At 68.5% G+C, this 24,920-nt stretch carries 14 protein-coding genes; 6 read left to right on the top strand and 8 right to left on the bottom strand.

Annotated features, from left to right (window positions below):
- Positions 1 to 21: 21 nt before the first annotated feature.
- Positions 22 to 1,524 carry a family 43 glycosylhydrolase gene (locus OG622_RS35710; RefSeq protein WP_371580749.1) on the bottom strand — a complete coding sequence of 501 codons (1,503 nt, stop codon included), beginning with the start codon at positions 1,522 to 1,524 and terminating at the stop codon, positions 22 to 24.
- Positions 1,525 to 1,747: 223 nt separating this feature from the next.
- Here OG622_RS35710 and OG622_RS35705 point away from each other — a divergent pair, with 223 nt between their 5' ends.
- Positions 1,748 to 2,608 (top strand): LLM class F420-dependent oxidoreductase, encoded by an 861-nt coding sequence (locus OG622_RS35705; RefSeq protein WP_371580748.1) that lies wholly within the window; start codon positions 1,748 to 1,750, stop codon positions 2,606 to 2,608.
- Positions 2,609 to 2,790: 182 nt separating this feature from the next.
- Here the strand turns inward: OG622_RS35705 and OG622_RS35700 are convergent, their stop codons facing one another.
- On the bottom strand, positions 2,791 to 6,153 hold the full coding sequence (locus OG622_RS35700; protein ID WP_371580747.1) for a discoidin domain-containing protein: 3,363 nt from the start codon (positions 6,151 to 6,153) through the stop codon (positions 2,791 to 2,793).
- A 644-nt stretch (positions 6,154 to 6,797) separates the two neighbouring features.
- Between OG622_RS35700 and OG622_RS35695 the strand changes: the two genes are divergently transcribed.
- Together OG622_RS35695 and OG622_RS35690 are read left to right on the top strand one after the other, a co-directional pair.
- Entirely contained in the window at positions 6,798 to 8,228 is a 1,431-nt protein-coding gene (locus tag OG622_RS35695; RefSeq protein ID WP_371580746.1) for a glycoside hydrolase family 43 protein, read from the top strand.
- 283 nt (positions 8,229 to 8,511) lie between these two features.
- A complete protein-coding gene (locus OG622_RS35690; RefSeq protein ID WP_371580745.1) occupies positions 8,512 to 10,830 on the top strand; it encodes a family 43 glycosylhydrolase in 2,319 nt (772 codons plus the stop codon).
- A 119-nt stretch (positions 10,831 to 10,949) separates the two neighbouring features.
- Here OG622_RS35690 and OG622_RS35685 read toward each other — a convergent pair whose 3' ends face one another.
- Entirely contained in the window at positions 10,950 to 12,626 is a 1,677-nt protein-coding gene (locus OG622_RS35685) for an SWIM zinc finger domain-containing protein (protein ID WP_371584327.1), read from the bottom strand.
- A 138-nt stretch (positions 12,627 to 12,764) separates the two neighbouring features.
- Here OG622_RS35685 and OG622_RS35680 point away from each other — a divergent pair, with 138 nt between their 5' ends.
- The gene (locus tag OG622_RS35680) at positions 12,765 to 13,037 is read left to right on the top strand and encodes a hypothetical protein (protein WP_371580744.1); all 273 of its coding nucleotides are present in this window, start codon (positions 12,765 to 12,767) and stop codon (positions 13,035 to 13,037) included.
- A gap of 53 nt (positions 13,038 to 13,090) precedes the next feature.
- Here OG622_RS35680 and OG622_RS35675 read toward each other — a convergent pair whose 3' ends face one another.
- From OG622_RS35675 to brxD, 4 genes are all read right to left on the bottom strand, one after another.
- Entirely contained in the window at positions 13,091 to 13,318 is a 228-nt protein-coding gene (locus OG622_RS35675) for a hypothetical protein (protein WP_371580743.1), read from the bottom strand.
- A gap of 186 nt (positions 13,319 to 13,504) precedes the next feature.
- Entirely contained in the window at positions 13,505 to 15,130 is a 1,626-nt protein-coding gene (locus tag OG622_RS35670) for a protein kinase (protein WP_371580742.1), read from the bottom strand.
- Positions 15,131 to 16,266: 1,136 nt separating this feature from the next.
- Positions 16,267 to 18,465 carry a DEAD/DEAH box helicase gene (locus tag OG622_RS35665; protein ID WP_371580741.1) on the bottom strand — a complete coding sequence of 733 codons (2,199 nt, stop codon included), beginning with the start codon at positions 18,463 to 18,465 and terminating at the stop codon, positions 16,267 to 16,269.
- On the bottom strand, positions 18,465 to 19,814 hold the full coding sequence (brxD, locus tag OG622_RS35660) for a BREX system ATP-binding protein BrxD (RefSeq protein ID WP_371580740.1): 1,350 nt from the start codon (positions 19,812 to 19,814) through the stop codon (positions 18,465 to 18,467). Before brxD ends, OG622_RS35665 begins: the two co-directional genes overlap by 1 nt.
- 187 nt (positions 19,815 to 20,001) lie before the next feature.
- On the opposite strand from brxD, the gene OG622_RS35655 reads away from it, so the two are divergent.
- Positions 20,002 to 21,819 (top strand): DUF262 domain-containing protein, encoded by a 1,818-nt coding sequence (locus tag OG622_RS35655; RefSeq protein WP_371580739.1) that lies wholly within the window; start codon positions 20,002 to 20,004, stop codon positions 21,817 to 21,819.
- Positions 21,816 to 22,862, top strand: coding sequence for a CBS domain-containing protein (locus tag OG622_RS35650; protein WP_371580738.1), 1,047 nt, complete (start codon positions 21,816 to 21,818; stop codon positions 22,860 to 22,862). Before OG622_RS35655 ends, OG622_RS35650 begins: the two co-directional genes overlap by 4 nt.
- A gap of 506 nt (positions 22,863 to 23,368) precedes the next feature.
- Here the strand turns inward: OG622_RS35650 and OG622_RS35645 are convergent.
- A complete protein-coding gene (locus OG622_RS35645; RefSeq protein ID WP_371580737.1) occupies positions 23,369 to 24,679 on the bottom strand; it encodes a hypothetical protein in 1,311 nt (436 codons plus the stop codon).
- Between the last annotated feature and the right edge of the window lie 241 nt (positions 24,680 to 24,920).

Genomic DNA, 24,920 nt, shown 5'->3' with positions numbered 1-24,920 from the left:
GGATCAGGCGGTCGTGGGGGATCAGGCGGTCGTGGGGACGAGCCGCCACTGCTGGCAGTTGTTGTTGAGCCAGGACCACTGGCGTACGTCGGCACCGTTGGCGGTGCCGCAGTCGGCGACGTCCATGACCTTGCCGGTGGAGGCGTTGACGATACGGACGTAGTCGCCGCCGAGGTAGACCATGCGGAACTTCTGGCAGTTGTTGTTGAGCCAGGACCACTGCCGGATGTCGGCGCCGTCGGCGCTCGCGCACTCGGCGACGTCGGCGACCTTGCCGGTGGCGACGTTCACGAGACGGCTGGTGTCGTCGGCGCGGTCCTCGATCCGCCACTTCTGGTTGGCCCCGCCGTTGCAGGTCCACTGGAGGATATTGGCGCCGTCGGCGGTGCTGCCGCCGCTGACGTCCAGGCACTTGCCGCTGTTGCGGTTGACGATCGTGTACGCGGTCGGCGTGGTCGCGGTCTCACCGGAGGGGCCGGCGATGGTGGTCCCGAGGGCGACCGGGGTCCCGAAGTTCGGCGTCCCGTCGGCATTCCAGGTGAACTTCTGCGCGCGGGTCGTACGCCCGTTGTCGCACCCGTCACCGGCGGCGTCATTGGCGTGGTAGACGATCCAGTTCTCGGTCCCGTCGGGCGAGGTGAAGAACCCGTTGTGACCGGGCGCGTACACACTGTTGGCGTCGCTGCGCTGGAAGACCGGCGTCTGCTTCTTCGTCCAGGAGGAGGCGAGCAGCGGGTCGGAGCCGGTCAGCTCCAGCTGCCCGAGCTTGTAGTCGGGCCCCCAGCAGGCGCTCGCGGAGTAGACGAGGAAGGTGCGGCCGTTGCGGTACAGCGGCTCGGGCCCCTCGTTCACCTCACCGCTCTGCGTCTCCCAGCTCAGTGTCGGGCTGGAGATGACGGTGAACGTGGAGCTGGCGAGGGTGTACGGGTTGCTGAGCGGCGCGATGACGAGGCTCTGCTTGCTGCCGCCGGCCGAACCGCTGCCGACCAGGTACAGCTTGTTGTTGTACTTGAGCACGCTGGAGTCGATCAGCCAGCCGCCCGGGTTCAGGTTGGAGCCGGTGAGGGTGTTCTTGAAGGTGTACGGCCCCATGGGGTCGGACCCGGCGCTCTCCAGCACCTGGGTGCGCTGGTCGTCGCAGCAGGCGGAGTTCCGCGGCCCGGCGGAGTAGTAGAGGTACCACTTGCCGTCGAGGAAGTGGATCTCCGGCGCCCACATGTTCCAGTTGCGGCTGCTGGTGCTGTCCGACCATACCTGCACGCTGGGGGCGGTACTCAGCCCGGCCAGGGTGGGCGACTTCCGCATGGTCAGCTCACCGGTGAACGAGGTCGTCACCAGGTAGTAGTTGCCGTTGTAGTACTCCAGCCACGGGTCGGCGCCTTTCTGCGACTTGACCGGGTTGGTGAACGGCTTGCCGTCGGCCGCGGCGGCGGGCGCCGCCGGCTGGACGGCCAGGAGTGACGCGAACAGGGCCAGCAGTGCGGCCCCCAACGTCACCCAGTGACGGACTTGAATGCGGAACACGGCAAGTCCCTTCGAGGAGCGGCTCAAGAGAGGGGGGATTAAAGGGAGCAGATTGTTCGATATTGCGAACGCTGTACGTAACTTCGGCCAGAAGGTAAAGGTGAGGCAGGAGGGGCGTCAATGGATGCGACACATTTTGTGCCGACGGCCTTGCCTGCCTCGCTGGAGACGGCCTGCCTGCCTCGCCGGAATAGATCGCGAAGGCGAGCGGGTTGGCGTCTGCATGGCCAAAGAGAACAGCGTGGGACGGTACGGCATCTGGAGCATCGGCCTGCGGGCCGAGGACCCGGCTCGTAACGGCGAACTCGCCGAGGCGGCGTCCGAGTTGGAGGAACTCGGCTTCGGCGCGATCTGGCTCGGCGGCAGCACGACCGTCCAGCACGCCGTCCCCCTTGTCGAGGCGACGGCACATATCACCGTCGCCACCGGCATCCAGAGCATCTGGATGCACGAGGCCGCCGAGACAGCCGTACGCTTCGCGGAGCTGGAGGCCACCCACCCCGGCCGCTTCCTCCTCGGCCTCGGCGTGAGCCACGCGAAACTCGCGGAGCAGTACCGGCGCCCGTACGCCGCGATGGTCGACTATCTCGACGCCCTGGACACGGCCGGAGTCCCCGCTGACCGCCGCGTCCTCGCCGCCCTCGGCCCCCGCATGCTCCGCCTCTCCCGCGACCGCGCGGCCGGCTCCCACCCGTACCTGGTGACTCCGGAACACACGGCGGAGGCGCGCGAGACGCTGGGCGAGGGCCCCCTGCTGGCACCGGAACTGAAGGTGGTCCTGGAGACCGACGCGGACCGCGCCCGGTCCGTCGCCCGCGCCCACCTCGCCTTCTATCTGGGGCTCCCGAACTACACGAACACCTTCCTCCGCCTCGGCTTCACCGACTCCGACCTCGTGGACGGCGGGAGCGACCGCCTGATCGACGCGGTGTACGCGTGGGGCGACGACGACCGGATCCGGGGGCAGGTGGATGAGTTCCACGCGGCGGGGGCGGACCATGTGGCATTGCAGGTGATCGACGACGGGCCGGGCGACGCGCTGCCGCGCGAGGCGTGGCGACGGCTGGCCGGTCTGCTGGGCTGACCGGCCAGGCGGAGACCGAAGTCCACGCCTACCCGGCGTACCCGCCTACCCCTCCGATCCGGCCGACCGGCGCGACGAGCACGGTCGACAGCTCGTGGTCCGCTACGTCCGCTACGGCGCCAAGGCGGCCCGCCCCGGCACGTGGGTGTGCCGGGGCGGGCCGCTGTCGGCTGTGGGGCGTGTTACTTGATGACGATCTCGGCCAGCTGCAGACGGAACTTGGTGGACTCGTCGGAGGCGGGGGTGCCGAGTTTGGTTGCGGTCAGGCGCAGGTAGCGGCCGGTGGTGGAGGTGAGGGTGTAGGTCTGGGCGGCTCCGCTGGGGTTGGCCTGGCCGGTGACGGTGCGGGCGGTGGTGTAGGTGCTGGAGCCGTCGGGGCGGGTCTGGATCGTGAAGTCGGCGGGGAAGCCCGCCGAGCCGCCGCCGGCTCCGCTCGCGTCGGTGCGCGGGTGGAGGGTGACGGAGTCGACGGAGCGGTCGGCGCCGAGGTCGACCTCGATCCACACGGGTGTGTCGCTGACGTTGGCGGCGGGGAAGTCGATGCTGGTGAAGCCCTTGCCACCGCTGACGCTGGTGGTGGTGCCGTTCAGGATCCGGGTCTTGCCCCAGTCGCTGTTCTCCAGCGTGTAGTTGGCCGTGACGGCCGTCGCGGCGGTGGGGACGGTGAGTTCGGCGAGCTGGAGACGGAACTTGGTGGCTTCGTCGGAGGCGGGGGTGCCGAGTTTGGTGGCCTGCAGGCGGACGTGGCGGGCGGTGGTGGTCTTGAAGCCGTACGTCTGGACCTTGCCGTCGGGGTTGGCCTGGCCGGTGACGGTGCGGACGGTGGTGTAGGTGCTGGAGCCGTCGGGGCGGGTCTGGATCGTGAAGTCGACCGGGAAGCCCGCCGTACCACCACCTGCTCCCCCGGTGTCGGTGCGGGGGAAGAGACGTACGGCGTCCAGGTCGGTGTCGGCGCCGAGGTCGATCTCGACCCAGACGGGGGTGGCGCTGACGTCGGCGGAGGCGAAGTCGTTGCTGGTGTAGCCCCTGGCGCCGCTGACGCTGGTGAGTTTGCCGTCGGTGAGGCGGTTTCTGCCCCAGTTGGTGTTCTCCAGGCTGTTGCTGCTGGTGACCGTCCGGCCCAGGGCCAGGTTGTCCAGGCGGCCGGTGCCCGTCGCCGTGAACGTCCACGTGCCCGGCTGGACCTTGAAGTAGACGTACGAGGAGTCCTTGCCGTCGTAGCTCAGACCGCTGACGCTGCCCGTGGAGGAGCCGCCGGTGAAGACGGTGGTGCCGTTGGCCTTGATGACGGGCTGGGAGCCGCCGTAGGTGGGCACACCGACACGGGCCGTCGTCCCGCTCGGCGAGGTGAGGGTGAGGGTCGCCTGGGTGCCGTCGCGGGTGATGCCGAAGCGGATCTCACCCTCGACGGTCGGCGTCACCGTGTTGATCTTCGTGAGGGTGCCGGTCTGCGGGATGACCTCGTAGGTTTCCCAGCCCGCCGTGGTGGGGCGGACACCCGCTGCGTAGGCGGACAGGGCGTACAGCGGGCCGCCGTTCCAGGCGTGGTTGTCGGTGCCCTCGGACTTGACCCACACCTCCCACAGGGTGTGGCAGGCGGGGTCGGCGACCTGGGCGGCGAAGCGGTTGCGCATCCGCTCCTCCGCGACGGTGGCCGCGCCCATCAGGTACAGCCCTTCCAGGACGTAGAACTCGGTGTAGGGGCTGGCGTTGAGGTGGGTGCGCAGTACCTCGGTGATCGCCGGGTAGTGGCTGGGGGTGGCCAGGCCCGCGACGACGGCGAGGGCGTTGGCGCGGTCGTCGGTGTCGCCGTTGTAGGCGGGTGAGCGGTACTCGTTCTTCGTGGAGTTCCACAGCAGGGTGTCGAAGTTGGCCTTGATGCTGGCGCGCTGGGCCTGCCATCCGGCGACGTCACCGGTGTTGCCGCTGAGGTCGGCGAGCTTGGCGGCGGTGTCGAGGGCCAGGTAGTACCAGCAGTTGTTCAGGATCCGGGTGTCGATGTTGGTGCCCCAGTCCTGCCAGTCCCAGTCCCCGGTGCGGTGGGCCACCAGGCCGTCGCTGCCCAGGCTCCACAGGTCCATGTACTTCTTGACCGCCGGGTAGGCGGCGGTGACCGTGCTGGTGTCGCCGGTGTAGAGGTGGAAGGTCCAGAACGACCAGATGGAGGCGAGCATCTGGTTGGGCAGTTCGGCGGTCCAGATGGTCGAGGGCATCGGGGAGTACAGCACGCCACCGGGCTCCTGCCAGGCCGCCAGCTGTGCGATGGCCTTCTTGCCCAGGGCGTGGGAGTTGGTGTCGAAGGTGTAGAAGCCTTCCTTGAGCTGGTTGACCACATCGCCCCACCACTGGGCACGCTCGCGGGTGGGACAGTCCATGTAGTTGTCCCGCATGTTGACGTACATGGTGCGGGCGGCCTTGGTCCACACGGTGTCGAGGAAGGCGTCGTTGCTGGTGAACGAGCCGTCGAAGTCGGTGTCGTAGCCGGACTCCCGGTATTTGAGGTCGATGATGGTCACGCCCGCCGGGATGATGTACCGCACGGCGGTACCGCTCATCCAGGCCAGCGCCTCGAACTCCTGGACTCCGCCGGTGCAGACGTAGGTGGCGCGGACGTTGAAGATGGTGGCCTGGTCGATGCCGACCAGGCCCTTGCCGTCGTCGTAGTGGTCGGTCTGGATTCCGATCACGGTGCCGGCCGGGGCGTCGACCTTCAGGTAGGGGGTGACCTGGATGTTGGAGGGCAGGGTGGCCCAGATCGCGGTGGAACCCTGGCCGGTGGCCGGGAGCGAGGCGTTGTTGGTGTAGGACTTCAGGCCGGAGTAGCGGATCTGCGGGATCGGCCGTTCGACGAGGCCGTTCCAGGGCGCGGCGCCGGCGGCGCCGAAGTCGGTGGGTGCGCTCCAGGAGCTGTCGTCGAAGCCGGAGGACTGCCAGTCGGCCATGGCGGTGGCGTTGCGGGCGTCGTAGTAGACGTTCGATTCCGGCAGCCGGAAGTTGACCTGGGTGCCGCTGGTGTTGTTCGAGTAGCCCGGGTGGACCTTGTGCTTCCAGCCGGTGTTGCTGACCAGCCGGGTGGTGGTGGAACCGGTCTCGATGTCGGACTGGAACAGCAGTCCGCCCTTGCCGCTGCTGCTGTGCGAGAAGCCCTGCTTTCCGAAGTACGTGACCAGCAGCGCCACCGTGTTGCTGCCGCTGGTCAGGTACGGGGCGAGGTCGATCTCGTCGTAGTACGTGTCCGTACGGTTCGGGCCGCGCTTGAGGCCGCCTTCGAAGACGACGAGGGTGCCGTTGACCCACAGCCAGTACTTCGAGTCCGCCGCGATCTGGGTCACGGCCTTCGAGGGCGCGGAGTCCAGGGTGATCGTTCTGCGGAAGGCCACCCACTGGTTCGCCGAGCTGGAGGATGCCCAGATCCACTTGGCGGTCCACGAGACCGCGGCGGACGCGGTGGGCGCGAAGCCGGGCAGGACGAGTGAGCCCAGGGTGGGGGCCAGGGCCACGGCTATGGCCGAACGCAGAGCGGACCGGCGCGTCACATCGTGCATCGCGGGCTCCTAGGAGAGGTGCGGGGAGGGTGGCAACCGCGTCGGCAGCCCGGAGGGGGAGGAATCGGAATTATAGATTCCGCGCTTTTGAAACGATTCAATAACGTGGTTGCAGGCGAGATCTTTGTCCTGTTCGCAGTGCTGTGTCAATGGTTGTGCGGCCGGATTCCTCACAAAGGGCCCGAGTGCGCGGAGAGGCTCCGCCGCACAAGGGGGCGGAGCGGAGAAGGCCTGCCATCATGAGCGGCCACGGACGCGAGCGCCGGAGATCGAACTGGCCAGTTCCATTGACTCACCCCTGGCTGACATCTATCTTCTGCTCGAACTTGCGAACAATGTTCGATTTTTCGAACCACGGCCGTCAAAGGAGACAGCCCGTGCTGCGCATACGCCTCCGGCGCACTCCTGAGTCGGCTCCTCTGTCGGCCCGCTCAGCTGCCTTAGTCACCCGGCCCGCCACTGCGGCGGGGTCTCCGGTCACTGCCACACCCACGCGGAAACCGCGGCTTTCCGGCCGCTGACCGCGTATCACGCGACGTCCACGGCGCGCGGGAGCAGGTCCCGCCCCAGCGGTACGGAGGCCGGGCCTCACCCTCGACCTCACTCGCACCTGATCATGGCACTCCACAAAGACAGGAACACATATGCGCGCGGTCCTCGCTCGGCTGGCGGCGATATTCGTCGCCGCCTGCCTGCTCTTCACCGCCCAAGTCGTGACCACACCTCAACGGGCCGCCGCCGCGGACCCGGGGTACCTGATGACGCACTTCATCGGGGAGGGGGCGACCGGTCAGCAGATGTACTTCTCGTACAGCGCGGACGGTCTGAACTGGACCGACCTCAACGGCGGCGGGATGACCCTGCGCTCGACCGTGGGCACGCGCGGTGTGCGCGACCCCGCACTGGTGCGCTCACCCGACGGCAGCAAGTACTGGATCATCGCGACCGACCTGTGCATCGGCTGCGGCCAGTCATGGAGCGACTCCACCTCCAACGGCAGCCGTAACCTCGTGGTGTGGGAGTCCACCGACCTGGTCACCTGGTCTGCTCCGTGGCTGCTCAACGTCGCCGGCGCCATCCCCGACGGACGCAACGCCTGGGCGCCGGAAGCGATCTGGAACCCGGCCACCAACGACTACGTCCTGTACTGGGCGACCAACGCCACCCTCAACGGCGTACTGAAGCACCGCATCTACTACGCCCGCACCACCGACTTCCGCACCATCACCACCCCCCAGATCTACATCGACCGCGCCGGCACCCAGGGCATCATCGACACCCAGATCGTCGAGGTCCCCTCCGGCGTCGGCAACTACCGCTTCGTACGCGCCTCCGGCGACGGCCAGATCACCCTCGAAGGCAGCAACTCGGTCCTCGGCACCTGGACGAACCTCGGCAACCTCTCCGGCATCGGCCTGACCGGTTCCCAGGTCGAGGGCCCGATGTGGATGAAGTTCCGCGACCGCAACGAGTGGACCCTCTACCTCGACCAGTACGCGGCCGGGAAGGGATACATGCCGGTCTCGACGACCAACCCGTCCGTCTCCGGCAGCTACCAGCTCCCCACGTCGGGAACGTACTCCCTGGGCGGCAACAAGAAGCGCCACGGCTCGATCCTGAACCTGACGGCCGCCGAGGACGCCCGGATCCAGGCGCGCTGGGCCAACGTCCCGGCCAAGCGGCTGCAGTCCTTCAACTTCCAGGACCGCTACGTACGGCACACCAACTTCGATGTGCGCATCGACCAGAACATCACCAACGACGACGCCAAGTTCCGCCCGCGCCCCGGCCTGGCAGGCTCCGGCACCGTCTCCTTCGAGTCGGTCAACTTCCCCGGCTACTACCTGCGCAGCGACGGAGCCGACTTCCAGCTCGTCTACAACGACGGCACCACCCAGTTCGCCGAGGACGCCACCTTCCGCCAGGTCGCCGGACTCGCCGACTCGACATGGTCCTCCTTCCAGTCGTACAACCACCCCGACCGGTACATCCGCCACTACGCGTTCCAGCTGAAGCTCGAAACGATCACCAACGCGACGGGACGCAGTGACGCCACCTTCCGTCTGACGAGCTGACCCGACCGGGATGCCGGCGCCCTCAGGCGGCGCCCCACCCGCCACCCGCCCTCAAGCGAGGAGGGCGTCGGCATCCCACGCGCGAGCGCGCCACGACACGACACAACTCGACTCGACTCGACTCGACTCGACTCGTCGACTCCAGATGTCATTCGGGCGGAACGCGGCACCTCGGCCGAGGCGTCGCGTCCCCCTCTTCAGGCATGTCTTCATCACAGACGTGTCTTCTTCAGACGTGTCTTCTTCAGACGTGTCTTCTCAGGGGATGTGAACCATGCACAGCGTGCGACTTCAGTGCCGCCGAAGATTCCGGCAGGGCGCCCTGGCCGCCGTGGCCGCCGCCTCGCTCATGGTGGGCGTCGTCGGCCCGGCGGCCCCCGCCCAGGCGGCGGAGATCACCGACGGCCTGGCTCTCTGGTACAAACTCGACGCCACCTCGGGCACCGTGGCGGTGGACGCCTCCGGCAACGGACGCAACGGCACCGTCAACGGCACCGCGGGCTGGTCGGGCAACGGCGAGGGGCTCACCTTCAACGGGTCCAGCACCTACGTCAAGGTGCCGGACAACATCATGAGCGGCATGAACGCGATCACCGTCTCGATGGACGTGCAGATCGACGCCGCCCAGGCCACGCCCTACTTCATCTACGGCTTCGGCAACACCGCGAGCAGCGGCGCCGGCAACGGGTACCTGTTCACCACGGGCAACTCGTACAGGACCGCGATCGCCTCCGGGAACTCGTCCACCGAGCAGAACACCCGGACCTCCACCGCGTTGCAGCGCTCGGTCTGGAAGCACATCACCTACACCCAGACCGGCACCACGGGCGTCCTCTACGAGGACGGCGTGGAGAAGGCCCGTAACACGTCGGTCACCCTCACCCCCGGTTCCATCGGGTCCGGCATCACCACGGCCAACTACATCGGCAAGTCGGTCTACACCAGTGACAAGCTCTTCAAGGGCAAGATCCGCGACTTCCGGGTCTACGACCGCGCGCTGGCGCCCACCGAGGTCCTCGAAGTCAGCGGGAACAGCACGGGTATCGGCGCGGCCACCCACCCCAGGCTGAAGATCGACGCCATCGTCGACAACGCCAACAGCAAGATCACCCTCCCGCTGACCGAGGGCACCGACCTCACCACGCTCGCCCCGCAGTTCACCATCGCCCAGGGCGCGGCCATCAGCCCGGCCTCCGGCGCCCCGCGCGACTTCACCGACCCCGTGACGTACGAGGTGACCGGCTCCGACGGCCAGAAGCGCACCTGGACGGTCGAGGCGCTGATCATGAAGAGCCCGGTCCTGCCGGGGCTCACCGCCGACCCGAACATCGTCCGGTTCGGCGACACCTTCTACGTCTACCCGACCACCGACGGCTTCGCGGGCTGGAGCGGCACGAAGTTCAAGGCGTACTCCTCCAAGGACCTGGTCCACTGGACGGACCACGGCGTCATCCTGGACCTCGGACCCGACGTCAGCTGGGCCGACGCCCGGGCCTGGGCCCCGACGATGACCGAGAAGAACGGGAAGTACTACTTCTACTACTCCGCCGACACGAACATCGGTGTCGCGGTCTCCGACTCGCCCACCGGCCCGTTCACAGACCCCCTGGGCAAGCCACTGATCGCCCGTGGCGCCTTCACCGGCCAGATGATCGACCCGGCGGTCTTCACCGACGACGACGGCAAGACGTACCTCTACTGGGGCAATGGCAGGGCGTACGTAGTCCCTCTGAACGACGACATGGTCTCCTTCGACGCCTCGAAGGTCACCAACATCACCCCCAGCGGCTACAACGAGGGCACCTTCGTCATCAAGCGCAACAGCACCTACTACTTCATGTGGTCGGAGAACGACACACGTGACGAGAACTACCGCGTCGCCTACGCCACCGGCTCCTCGCCCACCGGCCCCTGGACCAAGCGCGGCGTCATCCTGGAGAAGGACCTCGCCCTCGGCATCAAGGGCCCCGGCCACCACTCCGTGGTCCACGTCCCGGGCACCGACGACTGGTACATCGCCTACCACCGCTTCGCCATGCCCGGCGGTGACGGCACCCACCGCGAAACCACCATCGACAAGCTGGAGTTCGACTCCGCCGGCCTGCTGAAGAAGGTCGTCCCCACCCTGGAGAGCATCGACCCGGTCACCGTAGGCGCCACCCTGCCGACGCACACCAACCGCTCGCTCCAGTCGGTCAACTTCACCGGCCGCTACGCCTCCGTCCGCGCCGACAACCTCGGCTACGTGGACCCGGTGACCTCCTCCAGCACCACGGCGGTCAAGCAGAACGCCACCTTCACCATCGTCCCCGGCCTGGCCGACCCCACCTGCTACTCGTTCCGCGACTCGTCCGGCCGCTACCTGCGCCACATGGACTTCCGGGTCCGCTTCGACGCGAGCAACGGCACGGCGACCTTCGACAAGGACGCCACCTACTGCGCCCGGCCGGGTTCAGCCACCGGCTCGGTCAGCCTGGAATCGTTCAACTACCCCGGCCGCTACCTCCGCCACTACAACTACGAGCTGCGCATCGACCCCTTCCAGAACACCACCACCTTCCGCGCCGACAGCTCCTTCACGCCGGTCAACCCCTGGGCCTGACCACGTCCCCTCGCTCCGCGCCGACTGACCCGCACGGCTTTGTCGTGCGGGTCACGCGTCTGCCGCGCCGCAGGTGCCCCAGCGAACCGGTGCGTGCACGGCATCGCCGAGCGGACGGCTCACAGACCGTGCTCGTCCATCAGCCGCATCAGGTTCCGCTTTCGTTTCTGGGAAGCGCGCAGGCCGGTGGCGTACTCCGTGAAGGCGTCCGGTGTGCCCAGGCGGCTGTGGCAGTCCCGGATGCTCAGCAGCAGGGCGACGAGCTGCTCGTAGACCGTGTTGCCGGTCTGGGCGGTCAGCGGCTCGGCCAGGCGGAGGTAGATGTCGCGCGCGTCGGCGGGGCGGTCGGGACGGATCTGGTCGGCGAGAGTGAGCCACTGTCTGTCGTGGGCGCCGGTCTCCACGGCGGCCTGCCACGCGGCGGCTCCGTCCTGGTCGTCGAGCAGGGCGTCGACCAGGACGGGGCCTCCGTACCAGCCCTGTCCCTGCCGCTCCGCGTCGGCGCGCAGCAGAGCCAGCGCCATCTCGCGCTCGGCCGGCCAGCAGTCGGCGGCCCGTGCGGCGACGCGCAGTTGCTGGTACGTGAGCAGGGAGCGGCGGGCGCCGAAGTGGTCGCGGCGCAGGGCGACGGCGTCGGGGAGCCGGGCCGCCTGAGCGTAACGTTCGCAGAGGTGGTCGACGAGGGCGGTGTCGACGGCGGCGAGGTCCTGGGTTTCCCGGATGCCGCGCTCCGCCCAGGTCAGGGCCTCGTCGGGGCGCCGGGCGGTGTCCAGCTCGCGGGCGATGAGCAGATGTGTGTGGCCGTTCGGCGTGAGGTCGGCCGCGTGCACGGCGATCACCATGTCGATGTCGCCTCCCGCTTTGGCCAGGCGTTCCATCAGGTACTTCTCGGCCCACCCGGTGCGGTTGCCCCGCCATGCCTCGACCACCAGCTTCCGCACGGCGGCCATCCCCTCGTCGCCGAGGACATCCCGGTAATCGAGCGGATCGATCTCGGTGAGGCCTTCGTCGACGTCACCGAGTGCCTGGCCGACCAGCCAGCGCGCGAGTTCCTCCGGGTCCGGAGATGCCGAGCGGCATGCTTCGAGATGGGCGGCGGCGAGGTCGGCACCGACCTGTCCGAGCCATCCGTCGGAGTCGTCGACGCTCTCCGCGGCCTCGGCCAGCAGCCGCATCGCCTCCCGCGCCAGGTCGACCGCCTCGGCGGCCCGTCCGGAGCCGGTGAGCGCCCCGATCGCCGACACCGCCTGCCCTGCCTGGTCGGCGTAGGCTCGGGCGTCGGCGTACTCGACGTGTCCGTACCGCGCGAACGGGCGTACGTCGAGCAGCTCACGAACGCTCGCCCGAACCCCGGCGAGGTCGCCACGGGCGCCCGCCGCCCGCAGCTCCAGACGTCGCCGCAACTGCCGGTCCTCGCCCACCTGTTCTTTCACCAGGGTGAGCAACTCGCCCTTGGACAGGGTGGACAGCCATGTGTCGAGGTCCTGGGCGCGGTCCCGGGCCGCCTTCCGCTGCCGCGGCAGGCTCGTCCCCCGGCCGAGCACGGTCAGGCCGAGGGCCACCAGATGCTTGCAGAAGTTGCCCTCCATCCCGTACGGGCAGTCGCACTCACCGCCCAGCCCGCCGGGCCCCTCCAGGGCCAGCTCCACCTCGTACCGCTCCGTACCGTGCACACTCGCGGTCACCCAGCCATCACCGACCTCGACCCCTGACACCGCGTCGAGGTAACCGAGCCCCCGCTCGAAGGAGCGGGGGCCGGCCAGCGCTTTGAGGTTCGCCTCGGTGAAACCGTCCACCATTCTTTTCTTTCCCTGTCCTGCTCGACGTCTTCCAAGAGGGGTTCCAGCGCCGCCTCCTCATGCAGGGCGAGCCTCAACGCCCTCAGGCTCGGGGCCCCCAGCGGACGGTAGGGCCACGTTGTTACCCTCCGCACCATGCACCAGCACATGCGGTGCATGGTGCGGGAGATGCGCTCTCCGATTCCGTCGATTCATCCGTACGTGCCCGCCCTTGAGCAACGCGGCGAGGTGATCTGTTCCATGGTTTCGCACGGCGGCTGCGACCACATACTCATCGCAGTGGTACGCCCCGAATTCAGCGACGGCACCAGCCCTCGCCGGCGGGTGTGCGATGAGTGGCTGCCCAGTCACCCAGCAGCCATCGCTCACATCACAGCCAGGGGCTTCCAGGAGCCCGTCATCTGCTGATGGGGCAGCGCCGGAGGTCCTGCTCGAAGCGGATCCGAACTCAAGGGTGACGACTACGCCGGGCGATACACGGCCTGGTCCGGGTCCGGTCTCACGATCAGGCCGTCCTTGGCCAGCTCACGCAGGTTGCTTCGGGCCTCCTTGCCGGCGGCTTCGTCGCTTGTCGGCTCGTATCCGGCGACCCGCAGGGCCAGCACGGCGCGTTCCGTGTCCCAGGTGCCGCCCAGCGCCTGGATCACCTTTGCGAGCGCTTGCTTGTGCGTCAGTGGTTTCTCGGTCATTTCGCCCTCCCCTTCGAAAACGGCCACAGCATGACACATCGCGGCCTCGTTTCCACGAAGTCCCGAGGCCTTCCCGGGAGTTGTCATGCGGCTTGGGCGCGGAAACACGACCTTTCCGCGGCCGAGTCGGGCTGCACGCCGGGGAGAATCACCGCGGCCCCACCACGCGGTGCACACAGCGACGCATCACAGCTTTTCGACGTCGGCCGAGACGATCTCGCCGTCCCGCACGGTGTAAGTCCCGGCGAACAGCAGGTGCGTTCCGTCCGTCTGCAGCGCGTCGAGTCGCACGGCCACGGTGTCGCCCGAGACGGACTCGATGGTGACCGTGTCCGAGACGGTGTCGGAGAGGCCCGCGACAAAGGAGTCGTAGGTCCCGCCCAGGTTCTTCGCCCCAAGGTCCCATGCGCGTGCGTAGTCCCCGGCGTTGATGGCGGCGAAATAGTCCTCGACGACCTGTTGGGCAGGCGCGACGGCGGCGGTGGTCGGAGGGGCTGATGTCGGTGCGGTCGTGGATGGTGCCGGTGCCGGGGTCTTGCCGGCCTTGCTGGGAGGGCTCTGCGTGGCCGTCCGGGTGACGGTGCTCTGCGAAGTGACCGTGCTCTGCGAGGTAGTGGGTGCGGACTGCGGAGTGTCTCGCGAGTCGCTGGTCATCACCACGGCTGCGGCGCCGCCACCCACCAGTGCCACCGCGAGTGCCGCTCCGGCGATCAGCAGCGACTTGCGCCGCCTGGACCGGCCGTCGTCCGCGCCGCCCGGGTGGGCGTAGTGGCCGGCGGAGGGTACCCGTACGGTCGGCGGGGTGGGCGCCCGGTTCTCGTCGTAGGCCTGCGGGACGGGCTCGGCCCGGTTGCCCGAGCCGTATGACGGCACCGGTGTGGGCGGTGTCGTCCGGGTCGGTTCTCGGGCGCGCTCCTTGCCGGTGCTGGGAGTCGGCGGCGCCAGTTGCGTGGGCGGATGCTCCTCTGTTCGGGGCGTGGGGGCACTCACCGCCGCCCCGGCCGCCACGTCGCCCAGCATCCGCTGGGCCTGCTCAGCCGTCGCCCGCTCGTTCGGGTCCTTACGAAGCAGCGCTTCTATGACAGGGGCGAGCGGGCCCGCGTGTCGGGGTTCCGGAAGCTCCTCGGCGACCACCGCCTGCAAGGTGCTCATCGTCGTGGTGCGGCGGAACGGTGACTGGCCCTCCACCGCGGCGTACAGCGTCACGCCGAGCGACCACAGATCGGACTCCGGGCCCGGACGGTGGCCCGTGGCACGCTCCGGGGCGAGGTAGTCCGGCGAACCGATGACGTCGCCGGTGCGGGTCAGGCCGCTGGAGCCGCCCATGACGGCGATGCCGAAATCGGTGAGCACTACTCGTCCGCCGCGCTCAAGCAGCACGTTTGCGGGTTTGACATCCCGGTGGAGAACCCCCAGCTGATGCGCCCGGTCCAGCGCCGACAGCAACTGCGCTCCGAGTCGGGCCGCGTCTCGTGGCAGCAGTGTGCCCTCCGTGGCAATGACGTCGGCGAGTGACTGGCCGTCGATCAGCTCCATCACGATCCACGGTCGGCCGTCCTCTTCCAGCACGTCGAACACGGTGACGACCCCCGGGTGCTTGACCCGCGCCGCAGCCCGCGCCTCCTGTTCCATGCGAGCGTGCAACACCGTGAGCTCTTCGCGCGGCAGGCCGCTGACCGTCAGCTCCTTCACCGCCACCTCACGGCTCAGCACCTGATCCTGGGCCCGCCACACGGTGCCCATCCCGCCGTGACCGAGCTGCTCGACGAGGAGATATCGGCCGGCCAACAGCCGCTCTTCGACGCCACTCATGGTGCTCCCGAGCCATGATCGGGCAGACGTGGGCACCGCGCGGAAGGTGTACGCATCGTCATAGCTCCTCACTTCCGCCGTCATGCGGTCGAGGATTCCGCCTCTTTCCATGCTGTGCCGACCGCTCAGCGATGTCGCGCCGAACCGCGTGACGACCCACCCCGACCCCGACCCCGACCCCGCCCCAGGCCGAGTAGCCGCAGCCGAGTGGTCGTACAGGAAAGGAGTGAGCCCCGTGACGCTGGCGCCCTAGCAGCCCCGGCTGCTCCACCCGCACGGCGGTCGCGCCCTCCGTGCGGGTGCGCAGAACGGCGAAGGAGCAGGGCGGGAGGTCGCAGACCGGGGAAGCCGGGGCGGGTACGAAGCGGCTCGTGGCGTGCGATGGCGTCTTCGTTGCCGACCGCCAGGTATCGAGGCCGAACGGCCCCACTCGAACCGGTGCGGATCGGGGTCCGATCAAGCCCCCGACGCGACAAGAAGGGCCACTGACCAGCATATTCGCTGTCCAGGGTCCTTGGCGGCAGACGAGTCGGGCTGTACGCCGGGGAGTGTCACCACAGCGCTATGACCTGCGCAAAGGTGCGGGGAGGGCACCCATGTAGCTACCTTGATGGCCACGCAAGACGAGATCCTGCCCCGGAGCAGTCCGGACGGGGCTTCGTCACTATTGGGGTCGGGCAGGCTACCCGATGCGCCCGAAGACGTCCGAGCGTATCTCCGTGCAGCCGCCTTCGCATGCTGCAGCCGACCCCGACGGTGGCCGCGTGGACCGCAATCACATCGATGGCTGGACAATGCGGTACCTGCGCGATATCGGCAGCCGGACACGATCCGTTCTCGACTCGCCGCACGCAGCTTCAAGGCCACCACGGTGGACACCGCCATCCGCCTCCAGAGTGGCGAGCTCGATGCAACCCTCGTTCAGCACTCCCTCTCCCGCCCTCACGACGCCGCCACATTGCGCCGGAAGATCGGCGCCTGCACGTCCTGCTCCTGCCGCCGCATTGTCTGCGCCGTGGTAACCCGCGCGGGCTTCACGCACTTGCTGGGCGGCGTGCGCATCAAGTGGTGACGGAGCAGTTGGGGCGGGCGTAACCCCTGGCGTCCGTCTGAAGCGGCCTTGACGGCTTTCCGCCTCAGCCGTCGTGCTGAAAGCGCGTCGGCTCGCCAAGCACCATGCCGGCGCTCTCGAAGTCGGCCAAGCGGGCCGCCACCGTGGCCACGGCGAGGCGTTCCGGGAGGGCGGCGGAGAACTTCAGGCCGCGTACGGCCCGGCGGTCCACATCTGGCAGGACGAGGTTCTCGGCGACGTCGTCACGGGCCGCACGCCAGTCGGCCGGGGCGAGGTTCTCGCGCAGGCGCAGCCAGCTGTCGGTGGGGCGTTGCAGAGGGTCGGTGACCGACTGGAGGGTGGCTGCCAGGGTGGCGTTGGCGCGGTAGCCGGCCCAGGTCCACCAGCGGACGTCTGAGCCGACGCGCGTGATCAACGTGCCGCCCGGGTGGACGGTGTCAGGTGCGTCGGTCTCGCGCTGTTCGGTCAGGCATGTCTCCGCCCGCCGGGTGAGGGAGACGGGCGGATTCGTGCCGAGCAGCACCTCACGCATGGCACGCGTCAGCGCGTACGACAGCCCGGCGACGCCGCCATTCATCCACTTGGCGATGCCACCGCCGTCGGCCGGCTCGACGAAGACGCGTTTGCGCAGCCAGTCGATGTACGTGACCTGCCAACTGCGTCCACCGAGTAGCAAACGCCTGGGGCCGGGACGTTCCTCCGTGAGCACGCTCGGGTCGGTGCGGCCGATCTCCGTGCGTCCGGACAGGACGGTGAACTGCGGAGGTGCGGTGAAGGAGGCGGTGAGCTCGATGAAGTGCCGTTTCCCGAAACGGCGTTCCGCCTCAGGGCCGACGAACAGCATCCCACCATCGCTGTCGAGGAAACCCTCCTCAGTGAGGAAACGCAGGATGGGAGCAGCCGACTTGTCGAAGGGGGCGAGGCCGTTCCACTGCCGGTCCCACAACTGGTCGCCGAGCTTGTGCTGTTGCAGGGTGACAGCGAGCAGTTGCTGGGCCACCAAGTGACGCGGCTCTGGCGGGGGGACGACCGGTTCCACCCAGCCCCGCGACCACAGCAGCAACAGGCCCGCCGCCTGCAGCAGTGTGTCCTTGCGGGTCGTGAGGAACAGACAGTTCCGCACGGTGCCGGAACGCCGACCGGTGCGGCCGATACGCTGCAGGAACGAGGCAACGGAGGCCGGTGAGTCGATCTGAATGACGCGGTCCAGGTCACCGACGTCAATGCCGAGCTCGAGGGTTGACGTGGAGACGATGACGCAGTCGCGGGCCTCGGCGAACGCCTGCTCGGAACGGGTACGTTCATCGACGGAGAGCGAGGCGTGGGACAGGAAGACGGTGACCTCGCGCGCGCGGAGCGCCGCGCCCAACTCCTCGACCTGGCGGCGCGAGTCGCAGAAGACGAGCCGTTTCTCTCCCCTGTGCAGCGCCGCGATGAGTTTGGCCGCATTGTCGAGGGAACCGACATAGTCGAGTTCCACTTCGCCCGCAGGCCTGCGGGACGGCTCGGGGATCGCTTCGTCGCCTCGCCCGCTGCCGTCGGTGGCCGACAGATGCACTCCAGGGGCGACGACCTGACCGTTGCGGCTGCCGACGCCCGCGCCTTGCAGCCAGTGCAGCAGCTCGGCCGGGTTGCCAACGGTCGCCGAGAGCCCTACGCGCTGAATAGGCCGCCCGGTGACCCGCTCCAACCGTTCGAGCACGGCGAGCAGGTGCCATCCCCGGTCGTCTCCTGCGAACGCGTGCACTTCGTCGACGACGACGGCTCGCACGCTCCCCAACAAGCGGGCATGGTCAGTCTTGACGCCGATCAGCATCGCTTCGAGCGACTCGGGCGTGGTCAGCAGGACGTCCGGCGCCTCGGCCCGGATGCGCTGCCGTTGCGATTCCTTGGTGTCGCCGTGCCAGAGCGCAGCCCGTCGCCCTAGCCACTGGGCGTACGCGTCGACGCGGACGACCAGGTTGTTGAGGAGTGCCTTGAGCGGGCACAGGTACAGCACGGATGTGCCGGTCCACTTCTGCTCGGTCATCGCCGACAGCAGGGGGAAACAGGCCGCCTCGGTCTTGCCCCCCGCCGTCGGAGCCAGCAGTACGGCGTCCTGCCCCTCCATGAGCGGGGGGATCGCCGCCCGCTGCAAAGGGCGCAGATCGGGCCAGCCGAGGGTGTTGACGATGTGATGCAGGACGACGGGGTCGAGTAGGTCCAGTACATCGACACCCTCGCCACCCGGGTCTCTCCCGGCCGAGAGTCCCGCGTCCGCCATCACAGCTCCAGGTCGATGTCATCGGCCGACGCGGAGTCTCCGGAGACCGTGGCCGCCAGGTTTCGCTCGACGTCGGTGAGTTCGCTGCCGGCGACGGTGAGCCGGTAGTGCTGCCGGGGATCGAAGTCGTCGAACTGGTCCACGCGGTCGAGTACGTCTCCGACGAGTTTCTTCAGGAACAGCCGGGGAGCCACTCCGACCTTCCCGCCCAGCGCCCCGCCGACGGCCACCGCGAGGTCCGCGACATACACGTCGTCGACGACCTTCCGCACACGGTCGGGTGCTTCTGCGGCATCGGCGTACAGGTCACGGATGGTGAGGCCGAGTCCTACCAGGGACTCCTGGTTGAAGCCGGGAAGCCTGATCTGCACGGCGCGAGGGTTGTCGAAGCGCGGGTCAGTGGTGAAGTCGGTGGCCAGCCGCTGAGCTAGCGGTGCCAGACGCTGCACGCCCTGTTGACCGTCGTAGAAGGCCGGGGTGCCCGTGATGACCAGATAGAGGCCAGGGAAGCGGCCCGAGTGCACCTCGTCGATGAGCTGCCGCAGCGCGTTGAGTGCCTTGTCACGGGCGTCCGACCGGACCCGCTGCAGCGTCTCTACCTCGTCGAGGACGATGAACAGCCCGGTGTGTCCTGAGTCGCGCAGCACGGTGAGGAGCCCCTGCAGGAACCCGAGCGCACCGAAGTGGTCGAGGTCGCCGCGCACGCCGGCAGATCGGCGGGCGGAGGCCGCCACGTGCGGCTGGCCGCCGAGCCACGCCAGGACGGCCGCCGCGGTCGCCTCGTCGCCGTCCGCGAGGGCGGCGCGGTAGCCGCGCAGAGCGGTGGCGAACGACGGGGCGTGCCGGGAGACCTCGGCGAGCCGTGCGACGAGCAGCTTCTCCACCTCGCCCGGAAGGTGGTCCTCGGTCGCACCGGCGGCGAGTGCGTCCTCCTCCAGTGCGTAGAACCAGGCATCGACGACGGGGCGGAGGGCACTCGCAGGGAAGCTGGAGGTGGTGAGGCGCTCGGTGAGCCGCCGGTAGACCGTCTCCAGCCTGTGCAGCGGTGTCTCGTTCTCCGAGATCTGGATCTCGGCCACGGCAAAGTTGCGACGCTTGGCCCGCTCCCCCAGCCAGCGGGTGAAGAACGTCTTGCCGGACCCGTACTCGCCCCGCACGGCCTTGAACACGGACCCGCCCGACGCCACCGAGTCCAGTTCCGCGTCCAAGGCCGCTTCGAACCGGTCGAGTCCGGTGGCCAGCAGGTCGAGTCCACTGTCGGGCACGGCACCGCGTCGCAGCGCGTCGATGACGGTACGGCGGCGGGCGGCGCTCACCTGGGCGGGGCGCTGGGATCCGGTGGTGCTCACAGGAGCCAGTCTTCCATTTCCACGGGCACGCCCGTACGGGAACCGGATGGCGGACGGCCGTCGATCGGTCCGCGCTGCGCGCGGGCACCGTGGCGGGGCGCCTACTTCGTTGAATCGGTTGACGGTCACCCGTAGACGCTGCTGGAATCACTCTCCGTACATACGGCAGGGTGGGAGTGGGACGAACGTGGCGGCACTCGACAATGTGAAGCTGAAGGACGTACTCGCGGATGTGGCGTCGGGCTCCTTACAGTTGCCCGACTTCCAGCGGAACTGGAAGTGGGACGACGACAGGATTCGCGCGATCATCGCGACGGTGACGCTGGACTATCCGCTCGGCGTGGTGATGACGCTGCAGACCGGCGGCGCCACCCGATTCCGCTCCCGAACGCTCACCGGAGCGCGCCCGGACGGGGATCCGGCCGCGGACCTCCTCCTGCTCGACGGGCAGCAGCGCCTCACCTCCCTCTTCCAGGCCCTGTGGCTGGACGCCCCGGTGGAGACCGCGGACGCCCGTAACAAGCCCATCGAGCGGTGGTATTACGTCGACATCGCGAAGGCCGTCGGCCCGTCCGCGGACCGCGACGAGGCCATCCTCTCCGTTCCGGCGGACAAAGTGCTCCGGACCGACTTCAACCGCACGGTGGTGCTGGATCTGAGCACCACAGAGGGCGAGTGCGCGGCCGGTCTCTTCCCTCTGCATCTCGTCTTCGACGCCCAACGCGTGAACCAGTGGATGATGTCGTACATCAAGGCGGACGAGAACCAGAACTGGGAACTGTGGGGCCAGTTCGACGAGTCGGTCCTCCAGCAGATCCGCGCCTTCCAGGTCCCGATGATCCGGCTGGCCGCCACCACATCCATGGACGCCGTCTGCGCGGTGTTCGAGCGGGTCAACACGGGCGGTGTGCCCCTGAACGTCTTCGAACTGCTCACCGCGACCTACGCCGGGGACCGCGAGCACGTGGACCGGACCGGGGACTACTACCAGCTCCCCAAAGTGTGGCGGGAGATCAAGCAGGGGCTGGCGGCCAAGTACCCGGTCTTCGGCCGTCTGGGCAACGGCATCGAGACCGGTCTGAGCAGCATCGACTTCCTGCAGGCCATCGCCCTGGTGCGCACCTGGGAACGGAAGCAGGCTGGCACCGGGGCGACGGTGTCGTGCAAGCGCCGGGATCTGCTGGACCTCCCGCTGGCCGACTTCGTCCGGCTGGCGCCGAAACTCACCGACGCCTTCGCCTGGGTGGGCGACTTCCTGGAACGGCAGTGCATCGTCCGTCCGAACGATCTGCCGTACAAGACACAGCTCGTCCCGCTCGCGGCCGTCCGCGCCATCCTCGACACGGCGCTGGACGGCCTGGGAGCGGAGGAGAAGACCGAGCAGTGGTACTGGTGCGGAGTCCTCGGCGAGATGTACGGAGGCTCCACCGAGACCCGCTTCACCCGTGACGTCGAGCAGCTCGTCCCCTGGATCGCGCAGGGCGACCGAGCACCCGACACCGTCACGGACGCGTTCTTCTTCGCCGACCGCCTCGACAGCCTCACCACCCGCAACAGCGCCGCCTACAAAGGCATCTACGCCCTGCTGGTCAAGCAGGGGGCGGTGGACTGGCACTACACGGACAGCCCGCTCAAGCCCGGCAGGCTGGACGAGTACAGCGTGGACGTCCGGCAGATCTTCCCCAAGACCTGGTTCCGGCGGGGCAACAGCCAGGACCTGCCCACGAACTCCATCGTGAACAAGACCCCTCTGTCCTACCGCGCGGCGATGGACATGACCGGGGCGCCGGCGTCCTACCTGTCCACGATGGTCGCCGCCTCTGACATGCGCCCCGAGTGGTTCGACGATGTGCTCGCCACCCACCTCATCGATCCGGAAGCACTCCGCGAGAACGACTACGAACGGTTCTACAACGACCGTTCCAAGCAGTTGCAGGATCTCGTGCACTCCGCCATGGGCAAGAGGACCATGCTCCGTGACCTCGCGGAGGGCGACGCCCGATGACGATCACTCCGAGCGGGCAGGACCTCGCCGCGCTCAAGGGCAGGACCGTGCCCGTGCAGGACATTCTGGACCTGTTCCAGGTCAGGGTCCGTGACCACCGGACGGTGCACCGCATCTCGCAGGCGCTCACGGACGCCGGGCTGACGACGCTGCCGGACTTCGCCGTCTGCGGCCAGCGCAGCAACGTCGACGTGGTGCCGCTCGCGTCCATCCCGGCGCAGGCCGCCCCCGCCGACACGGAGGAGGACGAGACGGAGGAGGCCCTGCCCTCGGCCGCCCTTCCGCAGCGTCTGCTGCTCGGGGACATCCCGTCGGCGCGGCGCGGCCTGGTGTCCGTCGGTCCCGGTACGCCCCTGGCGCAGACCACGTTCCTCATGCGCACGAAGGGCCTCGCCCAGGTCCCGGTGACCACCGGCATGGCGCAGGTCCATGGGGTGGTCACCTGGGGGTCCGTCGCCAAGATGTACGAGGCGGGCAAGCAGCCGACGCTGGACAACGCGATGGAGAAGGACTCCTTTCCGGTCGCCGACACCCGCCAGGAGTTCTTCTCCGCCCTGCCGGTCATCCGCGAACACGGATATCTCCTGGTCCGAGGCGACGACGGCTGTCTCTCGGGCATCGTCACCGCCGCGGACGTCACGGACCGCTTCGAGGGCGCGGCACGGCCCTTCTTCATCGTCGGGGAGATCGAGTCCCTGCTGCGCCGCTGCCTGGGCGCGGCGCTGGACGAGGAAACCATCAAGGCCGTTCAGACGAACAAGAAGGCCGAGCACCGCACCGGCCAGGTCTCCGACCTCATGTTCGGTGACTATCTGAGACTCCTTGACGGCGACCAGACGAAGACCGCGCTGGCCGAACGCGCCGACGCCAACTGGGAAGCCCTGAAGTGGCCCAACATGCCCAGGGAACAGTTCATCGGCCGCCTGGAACGAGTGAAGGACATCCGCAACCGGATCGCCCACTTCGACGAGAAGCCGCTTCCGCAGGAGCTGCTCGACGAGCTGACGACTTTCGCGAAGGTGCTACGGGCGTTCGTGTCCTGAGGCAGCGGGTGGCGGTCTCGGGAGGTGAGCGTCGGGTTGGACCGGCAAGAGGTGATAAGTGCCCGTCTCGTCCAGGACTTGTCCGGCCGATCATGTCGCGGAGGTTTGGCGGTTACGGCGAGGGAATGACGATCAGCCGAAGATGACTGAGGTCGTCGGAATCTCTTTGCCTGGTCCGACGGCTGAGGTGTCGCGGCGAAGGGTGAACCAGGGGGGGCCGCGTCGATGAGCTCTTTTGAGAGTTTCGCGGGCGATCTGGTCGAGAGGTAGCGAGATCGCAGCCTCCCACTCGCCTGTGCTCGCCGTGGCCGTCACTCTGGTGGGATTAGAGCCAGGCAGGTGGACTGGTTGGCCATCACTCCAGATGCGCCGTCTCCTCTCACGATCCATTCCCTGAACCTAAGCGCCCTTGGCCCAACGACATCCGGTACGCCGGCGCGGTGTGGGGCCGGCGTCCTCCGGGACACCGGCCCCTTGTGACGGGATCGGCAAACTGCCCGGCCCGGTCAGCCGACGAACTCGACCATGACGGTCGCCGTGCCGGGCACATGCGTGGCGTCGCCCGCGTAGGTGACCGTGTACTGGGGATACGTGTTCCAGTCAGGCGGGGTGTCACTGAAGTGGAAGGTGCCGTCCCGTCCGACCTTCACATCCGGCAGCTCCACGCCGTTCCGCGTCACCGTGACCGTTCTGTGCTTGGGGAAGGGGATCAGGGAGGTCAGTTTCCCCGTCACGGTGACCGGCGTGCCGACGGGGTTCGTCGGCGGGGCGGACAGAGTGATCGTGCTGGATGCCTTGGCGACGTCGGTGACGATGTCGAGGATGACCTCGCCCGAGTAGGGGAAGCGGGTGGCGAACAGCCGGTTGCCGTCGGGCGCCCAGGCCACGCCCCGGTCGAGCAGATTCGCGTACCCCGGCGACAACGCGACCGTGCGGTACGCGGCGGTCTCTCCCGGGCGGTAGAGGTAGACGTCCCAGTCCCCTCCCGCCACGATCCCCGCGGCAACCATGCCGTGGGAGTCGACAGCGACGGAGTTGGGGTAGGGGCCCGTGTCGTACTGGGCCTCCTCCGTCAGGTCCGACAGGCGCCACCGCTGGTGGTAGTAGTTGGAGCCGTTCGCGGTGATCACACTGCTGCCGTCCGGCGTCACCACCACGTCCTCGACGTCGCCGACGGCGTCGCTGTAGGCGATCTCCCGAAGCGTGCCGGAACCCACGTCGTACACACGCATGCCCGCCGCGCCCTGGCTCTCCGCGGCGACGAGCCGGTCGGGCGCGCCCGACGACGAGGCGAGCCGCGGCTTGCCGTACCAGACGGGGTTGTCGTCCAGGCTGACGGCCGGGCTCGCCTCGGCGATGGCGACCGACCCGATGCCGGCGTCGAAAACGGTGGCCTGGTAGCCGAAGAACAGCCGGTCGCCGGCGAGGGCGACGCTCTCCGGTTCGGTGTCGGCGCCGGTGGAGATGCGCCGCGTCTCGGTCAAGGTCGCGGTGTCGATGACGGAGATCGCGTCAGCGTCCGGGAGCGCCACGTACAGGGTGGACTCGTCGGCCGACTCGGCCATGCCCCGCGCCCCGTCGAGACCCTCCACCTTCTTCACGACCTGCCCGTCGTGGTCGGTGGCCAGCACAGCATCGTCGCCGGGCGCGCTGACATACACATGGCGACTGTCGGCGAGGGTCTGCCAGTGCGACCGCACAGGCAGAACGATGCCGCCCTGGGACTGCGCCGCTGCCGTGCCAGGGGCACCGAGCAGATTGAACGACGCGGCCGCTAAGACCAGCGCGGCACCCGCCGCACGTCTTCGTAAATGCACCTTAGGAGCTCCTTCGAGAACGGATCCAGCCGCACGGGCGGTCGGCGGAACAACTGTAATGATCCGCAATGACATTGGGCCCGCAGGATGACCGCGTGCGGAGCGCACGGCAGGCCACGGGCTCGCTGCAGCCCAGCAGCTCCAGAGGTACGAGTGGCGCCGACTGCGTCGAGATCGTCGTCGCACCCGGCACCGTTCATGCCCGGGGCTCGAAGCCATGTTCACCGCCTACGCGCGTGAG

The sequence above is a fragment of the Streptomyces sp. NBC_01314 genome, from assembly GCF_041435215.1.
Lineage (GTDB): Bacteria > Actinomycetota > Actinomycetes > Streptomycetales > Streptomycetaceae > Streptomyces.
This window is presented reverse-complemented; position numbering and strand designations above follow the sequence as displayed.

Bases quoted from the DNA above. Each gene is read 5' to 3' on its own strand.
- OG622_RS35705 (WP_371580748.1), top strand. From the start codon at position 1,748: ATGGCCAAAGAGAACAGCGTGGGACGGTACGGCATCTGGAGCATCGGC.
- OG622_RS35700 (WP_371580747.1), bottom strand. From the start codon at position 6,153: ATGCACGATGTGACGCGCCGGTCCGCTCTGCGTTCGGCCATAGCCGTG.
- OG622_RS35695 (WP_371580746.1), top strand. From the start codon at position 6,798: ATGCGCGCGGTCCTCGCTCGGCTGGCGGCGATATTCGTCGCCGCCTGC.
- OG622_RS35680 (WP_371580744.1), top strand. From the start codon at position 12,765: ATGCACCAGCACATGCGGTGCATGGTGCGGGAGATGCGCTCTCCGATT.
- OG622_RS35675 (WP_371580743.1), bottom strand. From the start codon at position 13,318: ATGACCGAGAAACCACTGACGCACAAGCAAGCGCTCGCAAAGGTGATC.
- OG622_RS35670 (WP_371580742.1), bottom strand. From the start codon at position 15,130: ATGAGTGGCGTCGAAGAGCGGCTGTTGGCCGGCCGATATCTCCTCGTC.
- OG622_RS35665 (WP_371580741.1), bottom strand. From the start codon at position 18,465: ATGGCGGACGCGGGACTCTCGGCCGGGAGAGACCCGGGTGGCGAGGGT.
- OG622_RS35650 (WP_371580738.1), top strand. From the start codon at position 21,816: ATGACGATCACTCCGAGCGGGCAGGACCTCGCCGCGCTCAAGGGCAGG.